This is a genomic window from Methylobacterium sp. TK31 (assembly GCF_055361545.1).
Window position 1 is genome coordinate 4,147,901 of the sequence record NZ_CM143964.1, and the last position, 25,759, is coordinate 4,173,659.

At 70.1% G+C, this 25,759-nt stretch carries 25 protein-coding genes and 2 pseudogenes; 17 read left to right on the forward strand and 10 right to left on the reverse strand.

The window, feature by feature from the left end:
- Window positions 1-73: 73 nt before the first annotated feature.
- From aceF to ACXJY8_RS19265, 4 genes and pseudogenes are all read left to right on the forward strand, one after another.
- Window positions 74-1,492, forward strand: a pseudogene (gene aceF, locus ACXJY8_RS19250) (dihydrolipoyllysine-residue acetyltransferase); the annotation flags it as partial.
- Window positions 1,493-1,532: 40 nt separating this feature from the next.
- Complete coding sequence (lpdA, locus tag ACXJY8_RS19255) at window positions 1,533-3,401, forward strand: dihydrolipoyl dehydrogenase (RefSeq protein WP_463772234.1); 1,869 nt, start codon at window positions 1,533-1,535, stop codon at window positions 3,399-3,401.
- 162 nt (window positions 3,402-3,563) lie between these two features.
- Window positions 3,564-4,049, forward strand: a complete 486-nt coding sequence (locus tag ACXJY8_RS19260; RefSeq protein WP_463772236.1) for a hypothetical protein — start codon at window positions 3,564-3,566, stop codon at window positions 4,047-4,049.
- Window positions 4,050-4,153: 104 nt separating this feature from the next.
- Complete coding sequence (locus tag ACXJY8_RS19265) at window positions 4,154-6,418, forward strand: NADP-dependent malic enzyme (RefSeq protein ID WP_463772238.1); 2,265 nt, start codon at window positions 4,154-4,156, stop codon at window positions 6,416-6,418.
- Window positions 6,419-7,067: 649 nt separating this feature from the next.
- Here the strand turns inward: ACXJY8_RS19265 and ACXJY8_RS19270 are convergent.
- On the reverse strand, window positions 7,068-7,607 hold the full coding sequence (locus tag ACXJY8_RS19270) for a L,D-transpeptidase family protein (protein ID WP_463772241.1): 540 nt from the start codon (window positions 7,605-7,607) through the stop codon (window positions 7,068-7,070).
- A gap of 450 nt (window positions 7,608-8,057) precedes the next feature.
- Here ACXJY8_RS19270 and ACXJY8_RS19275 point away from each other — a divergent pair, with 450 nt between their 5' ends.
- The 5 genes from ACXJY8_RS19275 (at window position 8,058) to ACXJY8_RS19295 (ending at window position 11,547) form a co-directional block, all read left to right on the forward strand.
- Window positions 8,058-8,744 (forward strand): response regulator transcription factor, encoded by a 687-nt coding sequence (locus ACXJY8_RS19275; protein ID WP_463772244.1) that lies wholly within the window; start codon window positions 8,058-8,060, stop codon window positions 8,742-8,744.
- Between the two features lie 145 nt (window positions 8,745-8,889).
- Window positions 8,890-9,348, forward strand: coding sequence for a cyclic nucleotide-binding domain-containing protein (locus ACXJY8_RS19280; protein WP_463772247.1), 459 nt, complete (start codon window positions 8,890-8,892; stop codon window positions 9,346-9,348).
- Window positions 9,349-9,707: 359 nt separating this feature from the next.
- Window positions 9,708-10,136 (forward strand): hypothetical protein, encoded by a 429-nt coding sequence (locus ACXJY8_RS19285; RefSeq protein ID WP_463772250.1) that lies wholly within the window; start codon window positions 9,708-9,710, stop codon window positions 10,134-10,136.
- A gap of 123 nt (window positions 10,137-10,259) precedes the next feature.
- Complete coding sequence (gene dapD / locus ACXJY8_RS19290; protein WP_463772253.1) at window positions 10,260-11,114, forward strand: 2,3,4,5-tetrahydropyridine-2,6-dicarboxylate N-succinyltransferase; 855 nt, start codon at window positions 10,260-10,262, stop codon at window positions 11,112-11,114.
- 85 nt (window positions 11,115-11,199) lie between these two features.
- Complete coding sequence (locus ACXJY8_RS19295) at window positions 11,200-11,547, forward strand: hypothetical protein (RefSeq protein WP_463772257.1); 348 nt, start codon at window positions 11,200-11,202, stop codon at window positions 11,545-11,547.
- 5 nt (window positions 11,548-11,552) lie between these two features.
- Here the strand turns inward: ACXJY8_RS19295 and ACXJY8_RS19300 are convergent, their stop codons facing one another.
- Complete coding sequence (locus ACXJY8_RS19300) at window positions 11,553-12,338, reverse strand: hypothetical protein (protein WP_463772259.1); 786 nt, start codon at window positions 12,336-12,338, stop codon at window positions 11,553-11,555.
- Between ACXJY8_RS19300 and ACXJY8_RS19305 the strand changes: the two genes are divergently transcribed.
- Window positions 12,337-12,594 carry a hypothetical protein gene (locus ACXJY8_RS19305; protein ID WP_463772263.1) on the forward strand — a complete coding sequence of 86 codons (258 nt, stop codon included), beginning with the start codon at window positions 12,337-12,339 and terminating at the stop codon, window positions 12,592-12,594. The two genes, ACXJY8_RS19300 and ACXJY8_RS19305, sit on opposite strands and share 2 nt — an antisense overlap.
- 10 nt (window positions 12,595-12,604) lie before the next feature.
- Here ACXJY8_RS19305 and ACXJY8_RS19310 read toward each other — a convergent pair.
- Window positions 12,605-13,291, reverse strand: a pseudogene (locus ACXJY8_RS19310) (IS1595 family transposase); the annotation flags it as partial.
- Between the two features lie 247 nt (window positions 13,292-13,538).
- On the opposite strand from ACXJY8_RS19310, the gene ACXJY8_RS19315 reads away from it, so the two are divergent.
- A complete protein-coding gene (locus ACXJY8_RS19315; RefSeq protein WP_463772265.1) occupies window positions 13,539-14,414 on the forward strand; it encodes an alpha/beta fold hydrolase in 876 nt (291 codons plus the stop codon).
- 82 nt (window positions 14,415-14,496) lie between these two features.
- Here ACXJY8_RS19315 and ACXJY8_RS19320 read toward each other — a convergent pair whose 3' ends face one another.
- The 5 genes from ACXJY8_RS19320 to ACXJY8_RS19340 all read right to left on the reverse strand — a co-directional run bounded on the left by ACXJY8_RS19320 (window position 14,497) and on the right by ACXJY8_RS19340 (window position 17,660).
- A complete protein-coding gene (locus ACXJY8_RS19320) occupies window positions 14,497-15,150 on the reverse strand; it encodes an NrsF family protein (RefSeq protein WP_463772267.1) in 654 nt (217 codons plus the stop codon).
- Window positions 15,143-15,751, reverse strand: a complete 609-nt coding sequence (locus tag ACXJY8_RS19325) for an RNA polymerase sigma factor (RefSeq protein WP_463772273.1) — start codon at window positions 15,749-15,751, stop codon at window positions 15,143-15,145. The genes ACXJY8_RS19320 and ACXJY8_RS19325 overlap by 8 nt, the downstream gene beginning before the upstream one ends.
- Window positions 15,752-15,974: 223 nt before the next feature.
- Window positions 15,975-16,757: a creatininase family protein gene (locus ACXJY8_RS19330; RefSeq protein ID WP_463772278.1), complete on the reverse strand. Its 783-nt coding sequence runs from the start codon at window positions 16,755-16,757 to the stop codon at window positions 15,975-15,977.
- A gap of 156 nt (window positions 16,758-16,913) precedes the next feature.
- Window positions 16,914-17,297, reverse strand: a complete 384-nt coding sequence (locus ACXJY8_RS19335; RefSeq protein ID WP_463772281.1) for a CsbD family protein — start codon at window positions 17,295-17,297, stop codon at window positions 16,914-16,916.
- Between the two features lie 150 nt (window positions 17,298-17,447).
- Window positions 17,448-17,660 carry a CsbD family protein gene (locus ACXJY8_RS19340; RefSeq protein WP_055946396.1) on the reverse strand — a complete coding sequence of 71 codons (213 nt, stop codon included), beginning with the start codon at window positions 17,658-17,660 and terminating at the stop codon, window positions 17,448-17,450.
- Window positions 17,661-18,013: 353 nt separating this feature from the next.
- On the opposite strand from ACXJY8_RS19340, the gene oxlT reads away from it, so the two are divergent.
- The 4 genes from oxlT to ACXJY8_RS19360 are packed head-to-tail and all read left to right on the forward strand — an operon-like array spanning window position 18,014 to window position 22,768.
- Window positions 18,014-19,360: an oxalate/formate MFS antiporter gene (gene oxlT, locus ACXJY8_RS19345; protein WP_463772284.1), complete on the forward strand. Its 1,347-nt coding sequence runs from the start codon at window positions 18,014-18,016 to the stop codon at window positions 19,358-19,360.
- A gap of 4 nt (window positions 19,361-19,364) precedes the next feature.
- A complete protein-coding gene (locus tag ACXJY8_RS19350) occupies window positions 19,365-20,129 on the forward strand; it encodes a fumarylacetoacetate hydrolase family protein (RefSeq protein WP_463772292.1) in 765 nt (254 codons plus the stop codon).
- 55 nt (window positions 20,130-20,184) lie between these two features.
- Window positions 20,185-21,195, forward strand: coding sequence for a ketopantoate reductase family protein (locus ACXJY8_RS19355; protein WP_463772298.1), 1,011 nt, complete (start codon window positions 20,185-20,187; stop codon window positions 21,193-21,195).
- A gap of 19 nt (window positions 21,196-21,214) precedes the next feature.
- Complete coding sequence (locus tag ACXJY8_RS19360) at window positions 21,215-22,768, forward strand: acyl--CoA ligase (protein ID WP_463772301.1); 1,554 nt, start codon at window positions 21,215-21,217, stop codon at window positions 22,766-22,768.
- A gap of 75 nt (window positions 22,769-22,843) precedes the next feature.
- Here the strand turns inward: ACXJY8_RS19360 and gshB are convergent, their stop codons facing one another.
- Both gshB and ACXJY8_RS19370 read right to left on the reverse strand, forming a co-directional pair.
- On the reverse strand, window positions 22,844-23,800 hold the full coding sequence (gene gshB / locus ACXJY8_RS19365) for a glutathione synthase (RefSeq protein ID WP_463772305.1): 957 nt from the start codon (window positions 23,798-23,800) through the stop codon (window positions 22,844-22,846).
- A 75-nt stretch (window positions 23,801-23,875) separates the two neighbouring features.
- The gene (locus ACXJY8_RS19370; RefSeq protein ID WP_463772308.1) at window positions 23,876-24,169 is read right to left on the reverse strand and encodes a hypothetical protein; all 294 of its coding nucleotides are present in this window, start codon (window positions 24,167-24,169) and stop codon (window positions 23,876-23,878) included.
- 522 nt (window positions 24,170-24,691) lie between these two features.
- Here ACXJY8_RS19370 and ACXJY8_RS19375 point away from each other — a divergent pair.
- Window positions 24,692-24,904, forward strand: a complete 213-nt coding sequence (locus tag ACXJY8_RS19375) for a hypothetical protein (protein ID WP_463772312.1) — start codon at window positions 24,692-24,694, stop codon at window positions 24,902-24,904.
- Window positions 24,905-24,986: 82 nt separating this feature from the next.
- On the forward strand, window positions 24,987-25,751 hold the full coding sequence (locus ACXJY8_RS19380) for a hypothetical protein (RefSeq protein ID WP_463772315.1): 765 nt from the start codon (window positions 24,987-24,989) through the stop codon (window positions 25,749-25,751).
- Window positions 25,752-25,759 lie beyond the last annotated feature (8 nt).

A 25,759-nucleotide genomic window follows, 5' to 3' on the forward strand; every position in this document is an offset into this window, starting at 1 on the left:
GCCGGCCGCCCGAGCGCGGCCGGCCCGGCACCGGCCGCCCGAGCGCGGCCGGTGCCCCGACCCTTTCCGCCATCATCGACGACAAGCGACCGCACGAGGGGGCCCGCGAGAGGCCTCGACTCAGAGCCAGGGAGAACGCGCAGTGGGCATCGAGATCCAGATTCCGGACATCGGCGACTTCAAGGACATCCCGATCATCGAGATCCACGTGAAGGAGGGCGACACGATCGGGCCCGACGACCCGCTGGTCTCGCTGGAATCCGACAAGGCGACCATGGACGTGCCCTCGCCGAGCGCCGGCGTGGTCGAGAGGATCCTGGTCAAGCTGGGCGACAAGGTCAGCGAGGGCTCGCCGCTCCTGGTGTTCAAGGGCGAGGCGTCCCAGGGTGACGTGAAGGGCGCCGAGACGGCCGCCGACGCGCCCGCCGGCGCCGACAGCGCCGCGCTGCTGGCCAAGCAGGAGCCGGCCCCGAGTTCCCCTCCGGCATCGAGTTCCCCTCCGGCATCGAGCGCCGCAGCGTCGTCTGCACCGGCCGCCCCGGCCGGCACCCTGCCCGATTTCTCCCAGGTCCATGCCAGCCCCGGCGTGCGGCGCCTCGCCCGCGAGCTCGGCCTCGACCTCACGGCGGTGAAGGGCACCGGCGAGAAGGGCCGGATCACCAAGGAGGACGTGAAGGGTCACCTCACCCGCTCGGCCGCCCCCGCGCCGGCGGCCTCCGGCACGGCCGCCTTCTCCGGCGGCGGCATGGGCATCCCGGAGATCCCGGCCGTCGACTTCTCGAAATTCGGCCCGGTCGAGACGCAGCCCCTGTCGCGGATCAAGAAGATCTCCGGCGCGCACCTGCACCGGTCCTGGCTCAACGTGCCGCTCGTCACCCACCAGGACGAGTCGGACATCACCGAGACCGAGGCCTACCGCCGGGAACTCGACAACGCCGGCAAGGAACTCAAGGACAAGGGCTACCGCGTCACCCTGCTGGCCTTCCTGATCAAGGCCGCGGTCTCTGCCTTACGCAAGCACCCCGAGTTCAACGCCTCGCTGTCGCCTGAGAAGGACGCGCTGATCCTCAAGCGCTACTACAACATCGGCGTCGCGGTCGACACGCCGGACGGCCTCGTGGTCCCGGTGATCAAGGATGCCGACCGCAAGGGCATCATCGAGATCAGCCGCGACCTCGGCGCGATCTCGGCGAAAGCCCGCGACGGCAAGCTCTCGGCCGCCGACATGCAGGGCGCCACCTTCTCGATCTCCAGCCTCGGCGGCATCGGCGGCACCGCCTTCACGCCGCTCGTCAACGCGCCGGAAGTCGCCATCCTCGGCGTCGCCCGCTCCAAGATGAGCCCGGTCTGGGACGGCACGGAGTTCAAGCCGCGCCTGATCGTGCCGCTCTCGCTCTCCTACGACCACCGCGTCATCGACGGCGCGCTCGCCGCGCGCTTCGCCCGCCACCTCGCCCACGTCCTGGAGGACGTCCGCCGCCTCGTCGTCTGACGAAGCCCGGCCCACGCGACCCAACGAGTGAGGTGAAGCGATGAGCAGCAACGACGTCCACCTGCCGGATATCGGCGACTTCAAGAACGTGCCCGTGATCGAGGTCAGCGTCAGCCCCGGCGACGTGATCTCGGCCGACGACGTGATCATCGTGCTGGAATCGGACAAGGCCACCATGGACATCCCGTCCCCGGTGGCCGGCACGGTGGCCGAGGTGCGGATCAAGCCGGGCGACACCGTGAGCCAGGGCGACCTGATCCTGGTGATGGCCGAGGCGGCCGGCGCCGGCGCGGCCAAGCCCGCCGTGACCGACACCACCCGGGCGGGCGGCCCCACGAACGGCGCGCCCGCGAACGGCGCGGGCGTCCCCGGCCACGCCCCGGGCGAGGGCCAGGCCGGCTACGGCTCCTCGGCCACCGCCACCGGCGGGGCGGCGCCCGCGCCGGCCCCGAAGGCCGCGGCCCCCGTCTCCGGCGAGGCGATGCGGGCCCAGGTCCTCGTCATCGGCGCCGGTCCGGGCGGCTACACCGCCGCCTTCCGGGCGGCCGATCTCGGACAGTCGGTGGTGCTGGTCGAGCGCTGGCCGAGCCTCGGCGGCGTCTGCCTCAACGTCGGCTGCATCCCCTCCAAGGCCCTGCTGCACGCCGCCAAGGTCATCGACGAGAGCCACGCCATGGCGGCGCACGGCATCAGCTTCACGGCGCCGCAGATCGACATCGACAAGCTGCGGGACTGGAAGGACGGGGTGGTCAAGCGCCTCACCGGCGGCCTCTCGGGTCTCGCCAAGCAGCGCAAGGTCACGGTGGTGACGGGCGAGGCCCGCTTCGTCTCGCCCCACCAGGTCGCGGTCGAGCACGAGGGCCAGACCCGGGTGATCGGCTTCGACCACGCCATCATCGCGGCCGGCTCCGAGCCGGTGCGGATGCCCTTCATCCCGCACGACGACCCGCGGGTCATCGACTCGACGGGAGCGCTGGAACTCGACGGCGTGCCGGCCCGCCTCCTGGTGATCGGCGGCGGCATCATCGGGCTGGAGATGGCCACCGTCTACCACGCGCTCGGCTCGAAGGTGACCATCGTCGAGCTGATGGACCAGATCATCCCCGGCGCCGACAAGGACATGGTCACGCCGCTGATGAAGCGGATCTCGAAGCAGTACGAGGCGATCCACCTCAAGGCCAAGGTCACGGCCGTCGAGGCGACGCCGGCGGGGCTGAAGGTCTCCTTCGAGGGCGGCACCGCGCCGGCCAGCGACACCTTCGACAAGGTGCTGGTCTCGGTCGGGCGGCGCCCGAACGGCCAGCGCATCGGCGCGGAGGCGGCGGGCGTGGCCGTCGACGCGCGCGGCTTCATCGCCGTGGACCGGCAGATGCGCACCAACGTGCCCCACATCTTCGCCATCGGCGACGTGGTCGGCCAGCCGATGCTGGCCCACAAGGCGACGCACGAGGGCAAGGTCGCGGCGGAGGTGGCCGCCGGCAAGCCCAGCGCCTTCGACGCCAAGGTCATCCCCTCGGTGGCCTATACCGACCCGGAGGTGGCCTGGGTCGGCCTGACCGAGAACGAGGCCAAGGCGAAGGGGATCAAGGTCGGCAAGGGCGTCTTCCCCTGGGCGGCCTCCGGGCGCTCCCTGGCGCTGGGACGCGAGGAGGGCCTGACCAAGGTCCTGTTCGCCCCCGAGACCGACCGCATCCTCGGCTGCGGCATCGTCGGCCCCTCGGCCGGCGACCTCATCGCGGAGGCCGCGCTCGCCATCGAGATGGGGGCGGATGCCGAGGATATCGGCCTGACCATCCACCCGCACCCGACCCTGTCGGAGACGATCGGCTTGGCGGCGGAGGCCTTCGAGGGCACCATCACCGACCTCTACATGCCCCGGAAGGACGGGCCCAAGAAGGTCGGTCACTGAGGCCGGTCACCGAGCCTGGTCACTGAGGCCGGGGCCTTGCGCCCGGGCCCCTCGGGGGCGGACAGGCGGGACCGGCCGCCGCATCGGGAAGACAGGATCGCGCCGGGGCCGGCGCGGTCCTCGCGGAGCCCCGTCGGGCTCCGGCTTCGGGAGACGCAACGGATGCCATCGAACCCACCCGATTCCGATCTCGATGCGGACCCGTCGCTCCGGCGCGCGGAGGCCGCCCGCGATGCCGTGGCGGAGGCCCTGGACGACCATCTCGAGCGCCTCGCCGCCCTCGGCCGGACGGCCGGCAGCGACCTCGACGCGGACCTGCAGGCCGCCGGCCGGCTGGTGGCCCGCAGCACCCAGCGCCAGCTCGCCGCCAACCTCGCCCTGGTGCAGGACATGATGGCGGCCCGCACCCTGCCGGCCCTGCTGCAGGTGCAGCAGGATTTCCTGCGCCGGCAAATGGACTGGGCCGTGCGCGATTGGGACCTCGCCCGTGCGCAGGCCCTGGACCTCCTCGCCGAGGGCCGCCGGGCGGCCCGGAGTGACCCGGCCGGACATCCAGAGCCGGCCGGACATCCCGAGCCGACCGAGGACCCGGATCCGGCCGTGGAGCCCGATCCGGCCGCGCCGCCGGCCGATCCCGGCCCGTCCTGAGCCGCCGGCCCCCGAACCCGTTCCGAGATGCCCCATCCGGATGCCACCGACCCCGCCCTCGGCGGGGCGGACGGCGCCTGTCACCCGAACCGAAGGACCGCACCATGAGCAAAGACACCGACCTGCGCACCGCCGGCGCCGCCGCGAATGCCGATGCCGGCACCGAGGCCGCCCTGACCCGGGCCGCCCTCGACTATCACCGCTTCCCGACGCCCGGTAAGATCGCGGTCCTGCCCACCAAGGACATGAGCACCCAGCGCGACCTGGCGCTCGCCTATTCCCCGGGTGTCGCCGCCGCCTGCATGGCGATCGCGCACGCGCCCGAGGAGGCCTACACCCTGACCTCCCGCGGCAACCTCGTCGCCGTCATCACCAACGGCACGGCGGTGCTCGGCCTCGGCAATATCGGCGCATTGGCCGGCAAGCCCGTGATGGAGGGCAAGGGCTGCCTGTTCAAGAAGTTCGCCGGCATCGACGTGTTCGACATCGAGGTCGACGAGACCGACCCGGAGAAGTTCATCGAGACCGTCGCCCGGCTGGAGCCGACCTTCGGCGGCATCAACCTCGAGGACATCAAGGCCCCCGAATGCTTCGTCATCGAGACGAAGCTGCGCGAGCGCATGAAGATCCCGGTCTTCCACGACGACCAGCACGGCACCGCCATCGTCGCCGCCGCCGCCCTGATCAACGCCCTCGCGGTGGTGGGCAAGCCGATCGAATCCGCCCGCCTGGTCTGCTCGGGCGCGGGCGCGGCCGCCATCGCCTGCCTCAACATCCTGGTGGGCCTCGGCCTGCGCAAGGAGAACATCCTCGTCTGCGATTCCCGCGGCGTCGTCTCCACCGACCGGATGGCCTCCCTCGACGCGCAGAAGCGGGCCTATGCCCGGGACACCGCGGCCCGGACGCTGGGCGACGCGGTCGCGGGCGCCGACATCTTCCTCGGCGTCTCCCAGGGCGGCGTGCTCAAGCCCGAGATGGTCGCCGGCATGGCCGACAAGCCGATCATCCTGGCGCTCGCCAACCCCGACCCGGAGATCCTGCCGGCGCTGGCCAAGCAGGTGCGGCCGGACTGCCTCATCGCCACCGGCCGCTCGGACTATCCGAACCAGGTCAACAACGTCCTGTGCTTCCCCTTTATCTTCCGGGGCGCCCTCGACGTCGGCGCCACCGAGATCAACGAGGCCATGAAGCTCGCCGCCGTGCGCGCCATCGCCGACCTCGTCCATGCCGAGCAGTCGGACGTGGTGGCCGCCGCCTACGGCGCCAACGACCTGCGCTTCGGGCCGGACTACCTCATCCCCCGGCCCTTCGACCCGCGCCTGATCACCACCGTCGCCCCGGCGGTGGCCCAGGCCGCCATCGACAGCGGCGTCGCCACCCGGCCGTTCAAGGACGTCGAGTCCTACCGCCGCTCCCTGGAGCGCCTGGTCTACACCTCCGGCACGGTGATGCAGCCGGTCTTCGCCGCCGCCGCCGAGGCCGGCGCGAACTCCGAAACGGGCGCCAGGCGGATCGCCTATGCGGAGGGCGAGGAGGAGCGCGTGCTGCGCGCCGCCCAGGTGGTGGTGGACGAGCGCCTCGCCACCCCGGTCCTGGTCGGCCGGGCCGAGACCATCGTGAGCCGGATCGCCAGCCTCGGCCTGCGCCTCCGCATCGGCACCGACGTGCACGTCGTCGAGACCAGCCCCGAGGCCGGCGCCACCGTGCAGGCCGCCCGGCTCCTCGCCGCCGGCGACGTCGACGGCATGCTCTGCGGCACCACCGGCACCTATCCGGCCCATCTCGCGGAGGTGACCGGGGCGATCGGCCTGAAGCCGGGCGCGCAGGGCCTCGCCGCCATGGGCCTGCTGCAGCTGCCCCGGCACACGCTGTTCATCTGCGATCCCTACATCCACCGCGACCCGAGCGCGGCGGAGATCGCCGACATGACGGTGCTGGCCGCCGCCGAGATGCGCCGCTTCGGGCAGACGCCGCACGTCGCCCTGGTCGCGTCCGCGAATTTCGGCAGCGTCGACGATCCGGTCTCGCGCAAGATGCGGGAGGCCCTCGCCCTGATCCGGGCCCAGGCGCCGGATCTCGAGGTCGACGGGGAGATGTCGGCCGACACCGCGCTGAGCCGCACGATCCTCGGCCGCCTGCGGCCGGATTCGGCCCTCACCGCCGAGACCAACCTGCTGGTCATGCCGAACCTGGAAGCGGCCAACATCACCTTCAACGCCCTGAAGGTGGTGGCCGGCCAGAGCGTCTCCGTCGGCCCGATCCTGCTCGGCGCGGCCCGGCCGGTGCACATCCTCACCCCCACCGCCACCGTCCGCGGCATCGTCAACATGACGGCGCTGACGGCGGCCTCGGCCGAGGCGGTGGACTGAACCCGGGCAGGGGAGGGGGTTTGCCTCTTCCCTTCTTGGCTTCGCGTGCGCTCTGTCCCGACAGCGACGTGAGACAGCCTTCACCGCACCGTCATTCCGGGGCGCCGCAGGCGAGCCCGGAATCCAGAACCGCCGACGGTGCAACGTCTTGCGCAACCTTCGTGTCTGGATCCCGGGCTCCGCTGCGCGGCCCCGGGATGACGGAGTGCCGAGTGCGACGTGTCCGGCCCGATCCTATCCCTCCAGACAGCGCGATCGCGGCCAGCACCGCACCGTCATTCCGGGGCGCCGAAGGCGAGCCCGGACCCGCAGGGGCGCGCCGGAGGCGTGCAATCCAGAGCCGCCGACGGTGCAACGTCTTGCGCAACCTGCGTGTCTGGATCCCGGGCTCCGCTGCGCGGCCCCGGAATGACGGGGGGTGAAGGCAGCCCGCGCGTGTCAGGCCGGGTGGGGTGCGAGACCTAGAGCTCGCATGCACCAGACAGCCGGCTACACGCTTGCTGAGCCGGCAATTATTCCCCGCGATACCTGACCGGTCCCGTGGCCGTATGATCGAACATGGCGGATGCGGCGGAGGTGGCGCAGCTCCTCGTGCGGGACGCGCCGGATGCCGAACCTTCCGGGGCCGTGCCCGTCCGCCTGAACCCGGTCAGCCGATCCGCATCCGGGTGCCCGGCCCGACCCGGCGCAGCAGGCGCACGAGGTCGGCCCGGCGCAGGGCGACGCAGCCCTCGGTCGGCAGGAAGCCGCCCCGGGCCACGTGCAGGAAGATCGCCGAGCCGCGCCCGGGCCGGATCGGGCCGCGGTTGTAGTCGAGATCGACCACGAGGTCGTAGAGCCCGTCCTCCCGCCACATCCGCTCGTGCCCGACCCCCGGGGCGGGCAGGCGGATCGGCCGGTTGTAGCGCCGGTCCCGGGCGTCGTCGCACCAGCCGTCGCCCGGCGCGCTCGGGCGCAAGGGGAGGGGGCTTGCCGGCCGGCCCGCGAAATGGTCCGGCCGGTAGATTCCGCCGCGCAGGCGGAACGTGCCCCGGGGCGAGGCGCCGTCGCCCTCGCGCTTGGCCTGCGTGATCCCGCTCCGCCCGAGGGCGCAGGGAATGACGGCGCCCCCGGCCAGGAGCTGGCCCCGGCTCCGGTCGGTCACGAGGGCGCGCACCCGCAGGCGGGGGAGGGTGGTCCGCTTCGTCATCGTCGGCTTCATCGGCTCCGGTCGCGGGGTTTCGGCAGGTTTGGTCTCGGCAAATCGGGTCTCGGCAAATCGGGTCTCGTCGGTCCGGTCCCTGATCGCGTGCGGTTCCGGACCCGCCACCGCAAGCCCGTCACAGCAAGACCGTCACCGCAACCCCGCCACAGCAAGTCTCGGCCGCGACTGCGCGCCCGATCACGGCCTCCGGCGTGAAACTTTTCCCGGGTCCGCCTCGTTGCGGGGATGTTAGGCTGTGCACAACCGTATTGTGCGCGGCCGGGATTGTTGGTTTAATGAGCATATCGTGATCGACACGAGCCAAGATGCAGGGCACGTGTCGTCAGGATACCCGAGGGTCGTGTTACGATCGGCGATCCTCCACGCTATCGCCCGCCTGCTGGTCTTCAAGACCCGTCGGCGCGTCCTGCACACTGCCTGAAAGACTTTCGGTCGATGCCGAATACCCATCGCCTGCTCATCTGCGACGACGACGCCTCGCTGCGCGAGACGCTGACGGAGCAGCTCGACCTCTACGAGGAATTCACCGTGCTGACCGCCCTGGACGGTCAGAGCGCCGTGACCCGCGTCATCGAGGATCGGATCGACCTCGCGGTGATGGATGTCGGCCTGCCGGACATGGACGGACGCGAGGCCGTGCGGGCCATGCGCCGCGGCGGCTATCGCGGCCCGGTCATCATGCTGACGGCGCAGGATTCCGAGGACGACACGGTCGAGGGCCTGGAGGCGGGCGCCAACGACTACGTCACCAAGCCGTTCAAGTTCGCGGTCCTGCTGGCGCGCATCCGCGCCCACCTGCGCAGCCACGAGGCCAGCGAGGACGCCGTGTTCCAGATCGGCCCCTACACCTTCCGCCCCGGCGCCAAGCTGCTGGTGGGCGAGCGCGGCTCGAAGCTGAAGCTCACGGAGAAGGAGACCGCGATCCTGCGCTTCCTCTACCGGGCGGGCCGCGAGGTGGTCGGCCGCGACACCCTGCTGGCCGAGGTCTGGGGCTACAACGCCCAGGTCACCACCCACACCCTCGAGACGCACATCTACCGCCTGCGCCAGAAGATCGAGCCGAACCCGGCGCTGGCCGCGATCCTCGTCACCGAGGGCGGCGGCTACAAGCTGCTGCCCTGAGCGGGCCCGCCGGCGCCCCCGCGCGTCGATAAGGCGGCGTCCCCCCCTCGTCCGGCCCTGGCGCCGTTTCGTCCGCCCGCCGGTTCGGCTAAGCTCCCGGCGACCCGGCGCAGGCCGGCCGGGACGGGGCAGGACGGGAGGGCAGGTGGGGCTCGACGACGACATCGCGATCCTGAGCGCCGCGCCGCTGTTCGGCTTCCTGAGCCGGGACGCCCTGCGCCTGCTCTCCTTCGCCGCCGAGCGCCGCGGCCTCGCGGCGGGCGAGCGCCTGTTCGCCCAGGGGGATCGCGGCGACGGCGGCTACGTGGTGATGTCCGGCGGCCTCGCGCTGACCCCGCGGGGCGGCCGCACGGCCCCCGTCACCGTCGGCCGCTCGAGCCTGATCGGGCGCCTCGCCCTGTTCCAGCGCGGCGAGCGCCCCTGCGACGCCGACGCGGTCGGCGCCGCCGAGGTGATCCGCATCACCCCCACGCTGATGCGCCGGGTGCTGGAGGAATTCCCCGACGCCGCCCGCGCGATCCACGGCGAGCTGAGCGCCGACCTCGCCGGCTTCGCGGGCGACCTCGCCGGCTTGAGCGAACGATTCGACCGGATCGCCCCGTAGGCGAGGGGGCGTCCCCGGCTCCGAAGCGCCGTGCGGCGCGGCCTCCCGAACGGCGCGGCCCGGGGGTCGATCGGGGCGAACATCAGATCATCCGGCCGGAATGTCCTGGCCTTCCGAATGCCTTGAGGATGGCGCCAGTGCCGGGTTCGAGCGCGGTGGTCTAGCGAAGTATTGTCCGATCGGCCCACCTGTCCAATTCGGCCCCGAACCCCCGGCGGCGACAATCCTCTCCCGGTTCGAAACCATTTGTGATGATTTTCCGGTGCAAGCTCGGTCCTGCGCGTCGTCCGGCGCGCGGACGGAGGCCGGGGCTCCGCCCTCCTCGGGGGCCGGCCGGATGCGCGAGGGGGTGTGATGCCATGGCGGAAGCCGCAGACGAGAGACCGCGGGGATGGGCCGCGCAGGCGGCGGCCGTCGCCGTGTTCGCGGCCGTGGTCGCGGGCGCGGGCTACCTGATCTACGAGCGCTCGACCCGCCTGCTGATCTGCTACGAGACCAACGCGACCCTGCCCGACGAGGCCTATGTCGACATCATGATCCGCGACATCGTCAAGAACGGCGATCACGGCGGGCGGGCCTATGCCAACCGGCTCGACTATCTCGGGGACAAGACCGAGTGCTGCACCATCGAGCGGGTGCCGAGCGCCGTCACCGAGGGCCGGCCGGGCAAGCGCGAGGTCTCGGTCTCGGCCAAGTACTTCAACACCACGATGCAGGACTACTTCTTCATCGAGCGCCGCTACGACGCCTGCGGCCATGCCAGCTCCAAGCCCATGACGGCCGGCTAGTCCATGACGGCCGGCTGGTTCGTGACCGCCGGCTGATTCATGACGGGCGGCCGCGAAGGTGACAGGCCGGACGGGCTTTTGTAAGCACGGGGCCCGTCCCGAACCGTTGCCGGAACCCGCCCCATGTCGCACCCCGCGTCCGCCGCCGACCTCGCCGCCACCATCGAGACCGCCTGGGAGGAGCGCGCCGGCATCGACACCGGCACCAAAGGCGCCGTGCGCGAGGCCGTCGACGCGGCCCTGGAGCTGCTCGATTCCGGCCAGGCCCGGGTCGCCGAGAAGGTCGGCGACGACTGGCAGGTCAACCAGTGGCTCAAGAAGGCGGTGCTGCTCTCCTTCCGCCTCAACGACATGGAGATCATCCACGGCGGCCCCGACGGCGCCACCTGGTGGGACAAGGTGCCCTCGAAGTTCGAGGGCTGGAAGAAGAAGCACTTTCGCGAGGCCGGCTTCCGGGCGGTGCCGGGCTGCGTCGTGCGCCGCGGCTCCTACATCGCCCCCGGCGCGGTGCTGATGCCGAGCTTCATCAACCTCGGCGCCCATGTGGGCGAGGGCACCATGGTCGACACCTGGGTCACCATCGGCTCCTGCGCCCAGGTGGGGAAGAACTGCCACATCTCCGGCGGCGCCGGCATCGCGGGCGTGCTCGAGCCGCTCCAGGCCAACCCGGTCATCATCGAGGACAACTGCTTCATCGGCGCCCGCGCCGAGGTGGCCGAGGGCGTGATCGTCGGCGAGGGCAGCGTGCTCTCCATGGGCGTCTATATCGGCGCCTCGACCAAGATCATCGACCGGATCACCGGCGAGGTGATGTACGGCCGCGTGCCGCCCTACTCGGTGGTGGTCTCCGGCACCACGCCGGGCAAGGACCTGCCCGACGGCAGCCCCGGCCCGGGCCTCTACTGCGCCGTGATCGTCAAGCGCGTCGATGCCGGAACCCGCTCCAAGACCGCCATCAACGAGCTCCTGCGCACCTGATCCCGGGGCGTCTGACCCGTTTCTAAGCGACGCCCCTGCCGGGAGGGGCGTCGCCAGCCGAGGGAACGCCGATTTGCGCGAGCGCATGGCGATCCTCTCCAACAACATAGAGGCCCTGGACAGGGTTCTGGAGGCGTGTGGGTTCAGGGGCGAGCTAGAGGGCTCCACGCCCCGCGCGGCCCGGATCGTGCTGTTCTACCGCAACGAGCTACGGGACTACCTCTTGGCCGAGCTACGCAAGGCAGGGGAGCCGCTGACGGCCCGCCAGTTGGCGCTTCTCGTCTGCTGGACGGAGGGGAAGGACGGCCGGGACCGGCGCTTGCTGGCCGACGTCATCCGCCGCGTCGGCTGCGCACTCAGGAAAATGCGCGCGAGCCGGATGGTGGAGGGGGAGCGGACGCAGGCGGGGCAGGTTTGGCAGGAAGCTAAGTAGTTGTTCTACTGCAAGTGGTTAGCCCGCGCTGGGTCATAATCCGATGGTGGGACAATCGCATCCCACCCATTCGCTACGGATCTCGCCTCAGCTTTTACGTTTTCCATTTTGTTTACATACGATTTTGGTGCCGACCAGAAGTGACCAGCTCTCACATAAACATGGAGACAGTCTTCAGGATGAGGCTCACCAAAATCCGAAAATTCGTTGATAAGTCGACCAAGAACGATCAACGAAACAGTTTCTCCCGCCTTAGTGCGTTTTCTTTTTGTTTCCTCTCGAGTTCCTAACCCATTCCCTGCTTGTGTATTCAAAAATACTGCACCAACTCGCGGCACATCAGACCTAGAAACACTCCTGACAAGGCATGCAAGGTCAGTCTGAACTTTAACCCCTTCTATAACCACTGGTGGTTGTTTCTCTTCAAGCGGCGTTAAGTCCTTGCCTGTAAATTTGAATTTATTGAGCATCTTAATAAATACAGATAGATTTTGTACGCTTACGCTAGCATCATCTCTCTTGAGATCGGAGAGTGATGAGTTTGCGGCATCGCGCGAAGCCTCTGCCAAGGCCGCGTCTAGGTGGCCAATGTTCCGGCTCGCGCTTGTGAGGTAGGATGTGATGTGCTGCTTGGCGAACCAAGCGCGAGCCCGAGGCCCGCGCTTGTAAAACTTTGCCGCACGTAGAATTCTTTCGCGCTCACCGCCATCGGCGGCAACGTAATCTCCGAACTGAATAGGGCTCAGTCGCGGAGAATGGTAGACATCGTAATCCATTTCGGAGGCCAGCATGGACGACTCGCACTTTCGCTATGAGCTGCGCCCCGGCCACTACATCTGTCTGTCGCCCCTCTCCGATGAGATTTTGGACGAACTCGGCGTCGATGGCCTCGGCGACTCCTTCGGTTACTTCATTTATGAAACCGAAGGTGGTGTAAGCGCAAGCCGTTGTACGAACGTGCTCGCAAAGTGCTCCTCTTTCGAAGCCGCCTGTCGAGTGCTGGAACTTTACGGAAGCCAGCACCGGATGCTGCCAGCTCAAGTCTGAGCCGACAGCATTATGCCTCGTGCCGCTGCCAGTAGCCCTTCCACGTCCGGCTGACCGGCGACGCCATCGTGAGGCGGACGGTCTGCGTAAACGCCTCGCCATTCGGCAGGCGACGGTTGTCCTCCTTCCAAGCGGCTTCGGCGACGTACTGATGGAGGTAGCGCGCGGTCGCGAAGTGGTGCTGGCCGGCCACCATACGGCGCAGGCGGGCGAAGAAGTTCTCAGCTTGGTTCGTGTTCGCGCCATCCGCTGAGTAGGCCAGCGAGTGATTGATGCGGCCAGCGTCGGGAAACTTGGCCTCTAGATCGTCCCAGTGGGTCGCCTCGTCGGCATAGACCTTGGAGCCGTGCGCGACGTGCTGCTCGGCCAGCTTCACGCCCTCCGCCTCGCGCTTGGCAACGAATGTCAGGGTACGGCGCTGGCGCATGACGATGACGACCCGGCGACCGTCCGACAGGTTGGCCTTGGAGCGACGGTCCTTCCAATTCTCCTTGCGGTTCTCAGGACGCACGGTTCCGCCGAAATACGCGGCGTCGATCTCGACATTGCCCTCAACGGCATGCCGGGCCGTCTCAGCCGCAAGGACCTCGCGCAGTTTGTGAGCAAGGACGAAGGCCGTCTTTTAGGAGATGTCCAGATCGCGGCTGAATTGGAGCGCCGAGAGGCCCTTCACAGCGTTTACGGAGATCGCGACGGACGGCGCACTGGCCCGTGAAGTGCAATTCTTTTAAGCCGCAAATCCCAGCCGATACGATGGCATTTGGTGCATTTGCTCCATAAGGCCGAACATCCGAGTGAAGCCGCTTTCGGGGCGTCGCCGGGTCGCTTGACCGAAATCCGAGCGAAGCCTCTTCGGGGCGGCGCTCGGTCGCGTGCCGGAGCGGCCGGCCCTGCCCCATCTGGGGCCGGTGGAATCGTCCCGGATGCGAGGAGAGAGGAGTACGATGATCGACCCGGCCCATTCCGCCCGCAGCTTCGCGCTGACCTTCGCCGGGCGCCGCGTGCCGACCCCCTACGACGTCGTCGGCAGCGGCCCCGACGCCCTTCTGCTGCCGGCCCTGTCCTCGATCTCGGCCCGGGTCGAGATGCGGCCCCTGGCCAAGGATCTCGGCCACGCCTATCGCTGCCTCGTGCCGGACTGGCCCGGCTTCGGCGACCATGTCCGCGCCCGGGTGCCGATGAGCCCGGAGACGATGCACGCCTTCCTCGACGCCCTGCTGGCGGCGGCCCCCGGCCCCTACGCCCTCGCGGTCGGGGCCGGCCACGCCGCCGGCTACCTCGTGGCCGCGGCCCGGCGCCATCCCGGGGCCTTCGCGCGCCTCGTCCTCGTCGCCCCGACCTGGCGCGGCCCCCTGCCCACCGCCCTCGGGCCCGAGCGCCAGGGCCTGTTCGCCGGCCTGCGCCGGGCCGTCGAGCTGCCGCTGCTGGGCGACGCCCTCTACCGCATCAACATCAGCCGCCCCGTCATCGGCCGGATGATGCGCGCCCACGTCTATGCCGACCCCGACCACGTCACCCCCGGGGTCATCGCCGACAAGCACGCCATCACCCGCCAGAACGGCGGCCGCTTCGGCACCGCCGCCTTCGTCACCGGCGGCCTCGACCCCTTCGCGAATCGCCGGGACTTCCTCGACCTGTTCGAGGCCCCCGGCCTGCCGCCGGTCCTGGTCCTGCGGCCGGAGCGGGCCCCGCGCCGCTCCGGCGCCGAGATGGACGCGCTGATCGCCACCGGCCGGGTCGCCCGGGCCTCGGTGCCGGGGGCGCTCAGCCCGCACGAGGAGTATCCGGGCGAGGTCGCGGACGCGATCCGCGCCGCCTGAGCGCCGCGGGCCGGACCCGCGCGCGACCTCGACGCGACCCCATCGGTATACCGGCGCGTTCCCGACCCCGCCCCCGCGGCTCTCAGCCCCGTCCCAGCAGGCGGCCGCCGGCGAGGCCGTTGGCGGCGATCACGAGGCCCACCACGAGCGCGTGGAGTGCGAGGTCCGTCGCGGTGGCGTCGTGCGGATGGAACGGCACGAGGAGTGCGGCTGCGGTCGCGGCCGCCGAGAGTCCCGCCAGCGCCGCCGTGAGGTTGGGCCGCAGCGGGCAGGCGCGGCGCAGCATCCAGACGAGGATCAGCGACAGCGGGATCGAGACGGCGAGCAGGAAGACGACGCATCCCCCCGTCTGGTGCAGGCCGGCGGGGTCGGTCACCGTCCAGTCCCGCAGGCAGCCGGCGCCGCTGGCCCCGATCCAGAACACGGCCGGCCCCAGGGGCAGCAGCGCCCAGGCGGCGGAGCGCCCCGGCACGCTGGTCTGGAACGCCGCGACCGCCGCCGTGAGGGCGGTCGCGACCGCGCCGAGGGCGGCGTAGCGCAGGTCGGCCACCGCCATGCGCAGGCGCAGGGCCTCGAGATCGGCGAACGGCAGCAGGGCGAGCCCCAGCCCGAGGGCGAGCGCACACCAGGCGAGCGCCCGGAACGCCGGTGCCGGCAGGCGCCGGACGGGCCGCAGACCGCCCGCGAGGCTGTCCACGAGGCGGTCGTGCGCGGAGGTGCGGGTCGCGTCAGACATCGTGTGTTCCTCGCGCGTCCGTCCGGGACTCGGCCGCGTCCGGGTCGGCGGATCCCGGCCCGAGCGTCCGGCGCAGGGCCTTGAGCGCCCGGTGCAGGTTGACCTTCAGGGCGCCCTTGCTGCGTCCCGTCAGTTCGGCGGTCTCGTCGAGGCTGCGCTCCTGCAGGGCGAGATGTTCCACCGCCTGGCGCTGCCCCTCGGGCAGGGCGGCCACCGCCCGGGCGAGGACCCGTTCGCGGTCGCGCGCCTCCAGGCTGTGTCCCGGGGCAGGGCCGCGATCGACCTCCGCCTCGTAGGCGATGGGGTCGTGGACCTCCCGCGGGCGCCGGCCGGCCCGGCGCATCCCGTCGATCGCCCGGCGCTGGGTGATGGCCCGCAGCCAGGGCAGGAAGGGCCGGGACGGATCGTAGGTCGCCCGCGCCCGGTGGATCGTCAGCAGCACGTCCTGCACCACGTCGTCCACGGCCTCGGGACGGACGCCCTGCGCCCGCGCCATCGCGGCGATCACCGGCAGGCAGTCGCGCAGCAGGCGACGATAGGCTTCCGCATCGCCCGCCTGGGCCGCCGCCATGCCGGCCGCGAGCGCCTGGTCCTGGCTCATGCGCTCAGCGATCCCTCTACGCGCCGCCGTCTGGCCGATGCCCCGGGCCCAGCCGAAGGCATCGCGCCTGGGCGCTGCAGGCAGGTCGTGTCCGGCCGGGACGGCGCAGGCCATCGGGTGGGCTCCCTGATCCGAGAGGTCGGGCGTCTCGCATCAGGCCTGTTCGCCCCGACATCCCCCAAGGTTACGGAGCGCATGGGACCGAAGCCATCCTTTCGACGTCTCAGCCGGCGAGGTCGAAGCGATCGACGTCATGCAGGAGTTCGAGGAAGGCCCGCGCGCCGTGGTCGAGGGCACGGTCCCCCGCCTCCGCCGTACCGAGCCGGGCATCGCCGATGGCACCGGCCGGGTTGAGGTCTTCCGCCCGCCAGGCGAAGGCGGCAGGGCGGCCGGCACGCAGGTGGGTGAAGGTACGCGCCATCGCCAGCGTGCGCGGCGTGAAGTCCGCGACCTCGCCGCGCCGCACCAGATCCGGCCGCAGGGCGAGCATCAGGGCGGTCTCGATGCCGCCGCCATGGATGCCGTGACGGATCTCCTCCTCGGGGAACAGCCCGTCGGGATAGCCGAACCGGCTCCAGGCTGTGGTCACCGCCACCATTGCGTGGCGCCCCCGCAGCTCCCCGGCCACGAGGTCGATCAGGCCGCTGTTGCCTCCGTGCGAGGTGACGATGACAAGTTTCGCGCAGCCGGCCCGGTGAACGGCAGCGCCGATCTCGGTCCAGGCCTGGAGAGCCGTCACGGTGGTCAGTGACAGGGTTCCGGGGAAGCTCTCGTGCTCGTCGGACTTGCCGACGGTCTGAACGGGCAGCAGCAGCACATCGAGCCCGTCGGCGGGGAGCGCCATCAGGCGTGCGAGGTAGCCCTCGGCGATGATCGCATCGGTGGCCAGCGGCAGGTGCGGACCGTGCTGCTCGATGGCGGCGACGGGCAGCACCGCGATGGCGCGACCCATGTCGCGCGCCCGGATCTCATCGGTCGTCAACTCGGCCCAGTGGCGTACCGGCATCCCCGCTCTCCTCGGGCGGGGTATCGAACCGCCTCGCCCTGCCTGCCACGGAAACCGTGCCTCCTCCAAGGGGGGGCGCCGCGTCGGATCATCGAACGCGACGGAGGGCCGGGACGCGCGAGCGCCCGACCCTCCATTCGGTCACGGATAGGCGTTTCAGCGGGCCCGGCGCAGCAGCCAGCCGGCGCCGAAGGCCGCCGCGGCTACGAGAAGGAGCGTGGAAGCCTTGTTCTCGTCGGCCCGGCGGGCCACGGCCCGGCCGCGCCGAACGGCCTCGTCCTGGTAGTGACGGCCGCGGTCCTGCAGGTCTCCGGCGATCGCCCGGCCCCGGTGACGAGCCTCGTCGACCAGGTGGGCGCCGTCGCGCTGCAGGTCATGGGCCGTGTCGCGGGCCCGGCCATACGCATACTGGACGGCCCCGGCCGCCTGGTCGTAGGCGCCCACGGCCTGCGGGCGAACCCGTCCGGTCACGGCGCCGAGGGCCGAGCGCCCACGGCCTCGGATGTTCCGGATTCCACCCTCGATCTGGTCGCGATTCATACTGGGGATCCTTTTCATCTCGGCCCGTGCCGGGACGCCCGGCCGCGCGTGGGCGGTCGTTCCGGCCGGGCCTGTGTCCACGATGCGGCCGGTCGCTCCGGCCGCTCGGCGCCCCGGCCCATCAGGAGCCGAAGCGCGGGGACAGGTTCGTCAGATCTTCTTGACGGCGTCGGCAGCACTCTGGGCCGCGCCCTTGATGCCGTCCTTGGCATCGCCGACCGTCTTCTGGGCCTCGCCCTTCAGTTCCTGGGCCTTGCCCTCGGCCTGCAGCTTCTCGTTGCCGGTGGCCGAACCGATGCCCTGCTTGATGTTGCCGACAGCCTCGTTGGCGAGACCCTTGATCTTGTCGGTCGTGCTGCTCATCGAACCCTCCGTGAAGCCGATATCAGGCTGAACGTCCGGTCGCGGCATGCAACCCGGCGTCGTCTGGCAAGCGTAACGGTGTCTCCCGCGGTTGGTTCCAATTCCGACACTTCGGGTCGGCTGATCTGGAATCGCGACGCCTCAGAACACCGCACTGCAAACAGTCCTTTCGCAGCGCGGGGTAAAAACCAGCTTCGATGATGCAGCCTGCAGCATCTCAAATTTTTTAGGGGCTTAACCCAAAAATTTTGCAGACGAAGTGCAGGTTTGGCCGATGTATAGATCCTTGAATTCAGAATAATTGCCGATAAAACCAAAGCCACCAAACAAGATTTGACCCGAGGAAGACGCCCATGACCGCGCGCACTGCTGCGCCTGCTACTCGCGGGGCACCATCGATCGCGCCTGCGGACGCCCATGCCGCCAGGGTCGAGACGCCTGCGAAGGTGGATGCGCCGCCCCTCGGCCGCTGGGGTCAGCTGGTCCTGGGCGTGCTGTGCATGTCGATGATCGCCAACCTGCAATACGGCTGGACGCTCTTCGTCGATCCGATCCAGCAGAAGTTCGGCTGGGAGCGCACCGCGATCCAATGGGCCTTCACCATCTTCGTGGTGATGGAAACCTGGCTGGTGCCGATCGAGGGCTGGTTCGTCGACAAGTACGGTCCGCGCCTCGTCACCATCTTCGGGGGCGCCCTCTGCGCCCTCGGCTGGGTGATGAACTCCTACGCGGATTCCCTGGGCACGCTGTACGCGGCCGCCGCCGTCAGCGGCGTCGGCGCAGGCGCGGTCTACGGCACCTGCGTGGGCAACGCCCTCAAGTGGTTTCCCGACCGTCGCGGCTTCGCGGCCGGCCTCACCGCCGCCGGCTTCGGCGCCGGCTCGGCCCTCACCGTCATCCCGATCGCCAACATGATCCGGGAGTCCGGCTACCAGCACACCTTCTTCGTGTTCGGCCTCGGCCAGGGCCTCATCGTCATGCTGGCCGCCCTGCTCCTCGTCTCGCCGAGCGCCGCCTTCAAGGACCGGATGCTCGCGGGCCGCACCGCGACCGTGAACACCGTCACCCGGCGCCAGTACTCCACCGCCGAGATGGTCCGGACGCCGGTCTTCTGGCTGCTCTACCTCATGTTCGTGATGATGGCGGCCGGCGGCCTGATGGCGGCCGCCTCCCTCGCCCCCATCGCCAAGGACTTCAAGGTCGCGGGCGTCGAGGTCTCGCTCATCGGCATCACCCTGCCGGCCCTGACCTTCGCGCTCACCATCGACCGGGTGCTCAACGGTGTGACGCGGCCGTTCTTCGGCTGGGTCTCGGACAGGATCGGCCGCGAGAACACGATGGTCATCGCCTTCCTGATCGAGGGCGCCGGCATCCTGGCGCTCGGCATGTTCGCCCACATCCCGATGGCCTTCGTGCTGCTCACCGGGCTCGTGTTCTTCGCCTGGGGCGAGATCTACTCGCTGTTCCCGGCCACCTGCAGCGACACCTACGGCGACAAGAATGCGGCGGCCAATGCCGGCCTCCTCTACACCGCCAAGGGCACCGCCGCCCTGCTGCTGCCGATCCTGCTCACCATCCAGGCCAAGACCGGCAGCTGGCAGAACGTGTTCTATGCCGCCTCCGGCATGGCCTTCCTGGCCGGGTTCCTCGCGCTCTTCGTGCTGAAGCCGATGCGCGCGCGGTTCATCGCCCGGAGCTGACCCGATGGCTCGATGGCTTCGCTACCTCCACGACGGCGCGCGCGGTTTCGGACGCCTCGACGGGGAGACCATTCTCGTCCACGCGGGCGACCTCTTCGCGGACCCGACACCCACCGGTGCGACCCTGCCGCTGGCGCAAGTCACCCTCGACCTGCCGTGCCGGCCCTCGAAATACATCGCCCTGTGGAACAACTTCCACGCCTCGGCGGAGAAGCAGGGCCTGACGCGACCCGAGGTGCCGCTGTACTTCGTGAAGCCGGCGAGCAGCTATCTCGCCAGCGGACAGACCGTGACGGCCCCGGAGGGGGCCGGCCGGCTGCTGTTCGAGGGCGAACTCGGGATCGTGATCGGCCGGCGCGGCCGCGACCTCACCCCGGAGACGGCGGGCGCGCACATCTTCGGCTACACCTGTGTGAACGACGTCACCGCCCTGGAGGCGCTCAAGGCCGATCCGAGCTTCGTGCACTGGACCCGATCGAAGGGCTATGACGGCTTCGGTCCCTTCGGCCCGGTGATCGCCACCGATATCGATCCGGAGATGCTCGAGGTCGCGGTCCGGGTGAACGGGCGCGAGCGCCAGCGCTATCCCCTCGCCGACATGATGCGCCGGCCCGCGGAGCTCGTGGCCGAGCTGTCCCGGGGCATGACCCTGGAGCCGGGGGACCTCATCGCCTGCGGCACCTCGGTGGGCTCCGGGCCGATCCCGAAGGGCGCCACGGTCGAGGTCGAGATCGCCGGCATCGGCGTGTTGTCGAACGGCTTTTCGTGAGGCATCCGACGCCTACGAAGCGGACGTGATCAGGACAGGTTTCAGGGACACCCACATGAGCATCGCGATCGTCGGCGCCGGCGCCATCGGAGGATTTCTCGGCGTGCGCCTCGCCCACGCGGGCGAGGACGTCACCTTCATCGCGCGCGGCGCGAACCTCGACGCCATCCAGCGCAACGGCATGCGGCTGATCGAGGAGGACGGCTCCGAGATCCACGTGACGAACCTCAAGGCCACCAAGTCCATGGCCGAGGCGGGACCGCACGACATCGTGCTCCTCACCGTCAAGGCACATCAGGTCGGGCCGATCGCGGCCGATCTTCACCACCTCATCGGACCGGACACGATGGTGGTGACGATGCAGAACGGCATTCCGTGGTGGTACTTCTCGCAGGGGCACGGCGGAGACCTGACGGGCACGCACCTGGAGACCGCCGACCCGGGCGGACTCATCGCCCAGCATCTCGATCCCAAGCACGTCATCGGCTCGGTGGTGTACCCGGCCGCCGTGCTCACCGAGCCCGGCGTGGTGCAGGTGGTGGAGGGGCACCGTTTCGGCCTCGGAGAGCTCGACGGCTCCATGTCCGCCCGGGTGCAGTCACTGGCCCAGACCCTGATCAAGGCGGGCTTCCGCGCGCCGGTGACCAGCGACATCCGGGCGGAGATCTGGCTCAAGCTCTGGGGCAACCTCAGCTTCAACCCGATCTCGGCGCTCGCCCACGCCACCCTCGTGGACATCTGCCAGTTCCCCGAGACCCGGGCGCTCGCCGCCGACATGATGCGGGAAGCGGAGACGATCGCGAACCGCCTCGGCGTCACCTTCAAGCTCGGCATCGAGCGCCGCATCGCGGGTGCCGAGAAGGTCGGCGCGCACAAGACCTCGATGCTGCAGGACGTCGAGGCCGGCCGGCCGATCGAACTCGAGGCCCTGGTCGGCTCGATCATCGAGCTCGGGCGCCTCACGGACACTCCGACCCCGCATATCGACACCGTCTACGCCCTGATGCGCCTCCTCGCCCAGAGCCTGGAGCGGGCACAGGGGCGCCTCTCCATAACGCCGGCCTGACCCCAGACATTCGAGGACGATGACCATGGCCGAGACCGCCGCACCGACGACCGCCACCACCCTCCACGCCCTGATCCGCGCGGGGGCCGAGGAAGCCACCGCCCTATCGAGCCCCGGCGGCGTCCCGCTGACCTTCGGCCGGCTCCGTGCGCTCACCGACCGGACGATCGCGGCGCTCAACGCGCAGGGCATCGGGCGGAACGACCGGGTCGGCATCGTCCTCGACAACGGACCGGAGATGGCCGCCGCCTTCATCGCGATCGGGGCGGGCACGACGGCCGCCCCCCTCAACCCGAGCTACAAGGCGGACGAGTTCACGTTCTACCTGTCCGACCTCAACGCTCGCCTGCTCGTGGTCGCGGACGGCTCCGAGAGCCCGGCCGTCGCGGTGGCCGCCCGCCTCGGCGTGCCGGTGGTGCGCCTGACCCCGACTCCGGCAGAGGGTGCCGGCAGCTTCACCCTGGCCTTCGAGGGCGAGGCCGCCGCGCCCGCCCGCACCGGAGGCCCGGCGCATCCCGACGATATCGGCCTCGTGCTGCACACCTCGGGCACCACCTCGCGCCCCAAGATCGTGCCCCTGAAGCAGTCGAACGTCTGCGCCTCGGCCCGTAACATCCGCACCACCCTTGCCTTCACGGCCGAGGATCGCGGCCTCAACATCATGCCGCTCTTCCACATCCACGGGCTGATCGCCGGCATCCTGGCGCCGCTCTCGGGGGGTGGCCAGGTCTGCTGCACACCGGGCTTCAACGCCTTGAAGTTCTTCGGCTGGATGAGCGAGGTCCGGCCGACCTGGTATACGGCGGTGCCGACGATGCACCAGGCGATCCTCGGGCGCGCCTCCCGCAACCGGGAGATCATCGAGGCCAACCCGCTGCGCTTCATCCGCTCCTCCTCCTCCTCCATGCCGCCGCAGGTCATGAAGGAGATCGAGGACGTCTTCGGCGCGCCCCTGATCGAGGCCTACGGCATGACCGAGGCCTCCCACCAGATGGCCTCGAACCCGCTGCCGCCGCGCCCGCACTACGCCGGCTCGGTCGGTCTCGCGGCCGGCCCCAAGATCGCCATCGTGGACGAGGAGGGCGAGCCGCTGCCCGCCGGCGAGACCGGCGAGATCGTCATCCGCGGCGACAACGTGATGTCGGGCTACGAGAACAACGACAAGGCCAACGCGGAGGCCTTCACGAAGCAGGGTTGGTTCCGCACGGGCGACCAGGGCTCGCTCAGCCCGGAAGGCTACCTGACCATCACGGGACGCCTCAAGGAGATCATCAACCGGGGCGGCGAGAAGATCTCCCCGCGCGAGGTCGACGAGATCCTGATGGATCATCCCGCCGTCTCGCAATGCGTCACCTTCGCGATGCCGCACGACAAGCTCGGCGAGGACGTCTGCGCCGCGATCGTGCTGCGCGAGGGGCATCACCTCGTCGAGAAGGAGCTGCGCGGCTTCGCCTCGGAGCGGCTCGCCGCCTTCAAGGTGCCGTCCAAGATCATGATCCTGGACGAGATTCCGAAGGGCGCCACCGGAAAGCTCCAGCGGATCGGCCTGGCGCAGAAGCTCGGACTGGTCTGAGTCCGGAAGGCCCGGGAGCGGGGGGCCCAGGATTGCCCGGGGCCTGCCCCTCGATCCACCGAGGGTGGGCGCCGGTCAGGCCGACAGGACCTTGCCGACACGGCCCTCGATCGCATCCCACACCGAGACCGCCAAGTCCGGGCCGCCGAGGCGCTTGATCGCCCGGATGCCGGTGGGCGAGGTCACGTTGATCTCGGTCAGGTTGCCGTCGATGACGTCGATGCCGACGAGGATCAGGCCCCGGCGCTTCAGTTCGGGCCCGATGGTGGCGCAGATCGCGCGCTCACGCTCGGTGAGGTCGGACGCCGCCGCGGCCCCGCCCCGCACCATGTTCGATCGGATGTCGTTGAGGGCGGGCACCCGGTTGATGGCGCCCATCGGCTCGCCATCCACCAGGATGATGCGCTTGTCGCCCTCGGTGATGCGGGGCAGGAAGCGCTGCACCACCCATTGTTCGCGGAAGGTCACCGAGAACAGGTCGAACATCGATCCGAAATTCGCGTCCTCCGGCAGGACCCGGAACACCGCCGCCCCGCCATGGCCGTGCAGGGGCTTCATCACGATGGCACCGTGCTCGGCCCGGAAGGCCTCGATCTCGGCCTTGTCGCGCGTGATCAGGGTCGGGGGCATCAGCTCGGGAAAGTCCAGGACGAACAGCTTCTCCGGCGCATTGCGGACTTCGGCGGGGTTGTTCACCACCAGGGTGCGCGGGTGGATCCGCTCCAGCATATGGGTCGCGGTGATGTAGGCCATGTCGAAGGGCGGGTCCTGGCGCATCAGGACCACGTCGACCCTCGACAGGTCGATGCGCTCGATCGGGCCGAGGGTGGCGTGCGCGCCCTCCACGTCCTGGACCGTGAGAGCCTCGACACGCGCCGTCACGGCCCGGCCCTGCATCGACAGCCGGTCCGGCGTGTAGTGCAGCAGCCGATGCCCGCGCGCCTGGGCTTCGAGGAGGAGCGCGAAGGTGGTGTCCCCGGCGATCCGGATCGCCTGGATCGGGTCCATCTGCACCGCGACGGTCAGAGTCATGCTGTCAAACCTCTGTCTGGGGACGGGCACCGTCGATGCCCGTCCCGACCGTGATGCGGTGTGCCGCGGGGCACCTTACTTCTGGGATTTTCCACCGGTGCGGCGGTCGTAGTCGCCGATGGCGGCCTTGCACTCGGGCGAGAGGCGGGCGCGGTTGCGGTCCATGCAGCGCTCCGCATCCTGGCTGTTGGGATCGACGCCGGCGCAGAGGCGGAAATAATCGTTCGCGCATCCGAGCTGCAAGCCCTGATCCTCGCGCTGGGCCTGGGCCGGGCTGACCGCCACCATCAGGAGGGCGAACGGTGCGACCCGCAGGGCCGCGCGGAGTCCTCTGGGCGAGCTCGAGAATCGGGAGATAACCACGCGCATCCGGCGGTGTCCTTCAATCGAAAGTGGGAGTGTACGGAAGAGAAATGCGTAGGACGGGAGAGTACGTTCGCGGAAAAGTCCGGCCGTTCGATCGGAAGCGACACGGCATATCGGGCGCGACCGGCCCTTAGCAAGCGCTCCGGCCGCCGCGTGTTCCATGCGGACGCCCCCGCATCCGGCTTGGTTCGAAGCATCGCGTCGGCGCCGGTCCCACAAAAAAGCCCCGCTCGCCGGGCGAGCGGGGCCGAGTACAAGGGAGGAAATGCCCGCCATGGGCAACTCTCCATCATGCAAGTCGCGAGCCATGGCGGCGGAGCCCAGGCGTGGCAGCAAAGCAACGCCCGGTCCATCCGCCGTGGGAGGCGGGCGGAAGACGGCACCGGGCGCGGCATCGCAAGGTTCCGTTAACCACCCCATGCTGATCTCTGCCGGCATCACCCCGACGCCGGAACGGCCCGGATGCGGCGGTGGCAGGCCGACAGCGGCTCGCCTCAGAGATCGAATGGAATCGGAAATCAGCCGATGAACAGCCACAGGTTGCCCGATACCGGCGGCGCCGATCGCCGCCCCGAGCGTCCGACGGCCACGGTCGTCACGTTCCCGTCCACAACGCGCCGCTTCCGCCGACCCGACGCCGACGCGCCGCGCGGCGCGATCCTGCTCTTCACAGGAATCCGCTACGAGCGCATGCCGGAGCCGGACGCACCCGCGCCGCGCCTGCGCCGCCGCTCCTGATCCGCGGCCGGCCCGACTCCGCATGGTGCCCTCTCCCCGGACCGGACGCCGGTGCGCCGCGAGGCCGCGCTCCGGGCGCCTGATGCCCCTCGCGATCCTGATGCTGCTCGCCGGCTGCGCGCAGGAGGGCGATTTCGGGCGGCCGAAGGCCGGCGCCTGGAACAGCCTGATCGAGACCACCGGGACCCTGGCGGCGCGGGAGCGCGAGGAGCCGGCGTCGAGCTTTCCCTTCACCGACGAGGAACGCACCCTGCGCGACCGCGCCTGGCGTTTCCTGATGCCCGCGGCCGGGCACGACGCCTTCACGGACATCCTCGCCAATCTCACCCGCTCCCGCGTGCTGCCCGCGTCCTGGCGGACCGATGATCCCGCAGCCTATCACGACACCCTGATGGCGGAGGGCTTCCGCTCGCTGGTCTCGCGCTACCGGCGCCTGTCGGAGGATATCGGCACCGACGCCCGGCTGATCCCGCAATTCGCCGCCCTGGCCCTGCGGGTGAAGGAGGGCGATGCCCTGCGCCTGCGCAGCCTGCCCTTCGCCAAGAGCCTCGACGATCACGACGTGCGCCAGGCCGCCCTGCGGGTGGCCGAGAACCGGTGCCTCATCGCCTGGGTCCGGTTCGAGACGGGCCGCCGCTCCCGTCGCTACCGCTACGCCCTCGAACACCTGATGATCGAGGTGCCGGGTCCGGGGGTCGTGTCGGTGGAGCGGACCCTGGCCGCCCTCGACGGACGACGCCCGCTGCTCGATCCGCTGGTGCCGCCGGAAGCCGAGGCGCGGTGCGGGCTCCTGCCCGAGGCGGAGGTCGTTGTCGCAGCCCCGAGGCCGATCGTCGCCAAGAACTGAGGACGGTT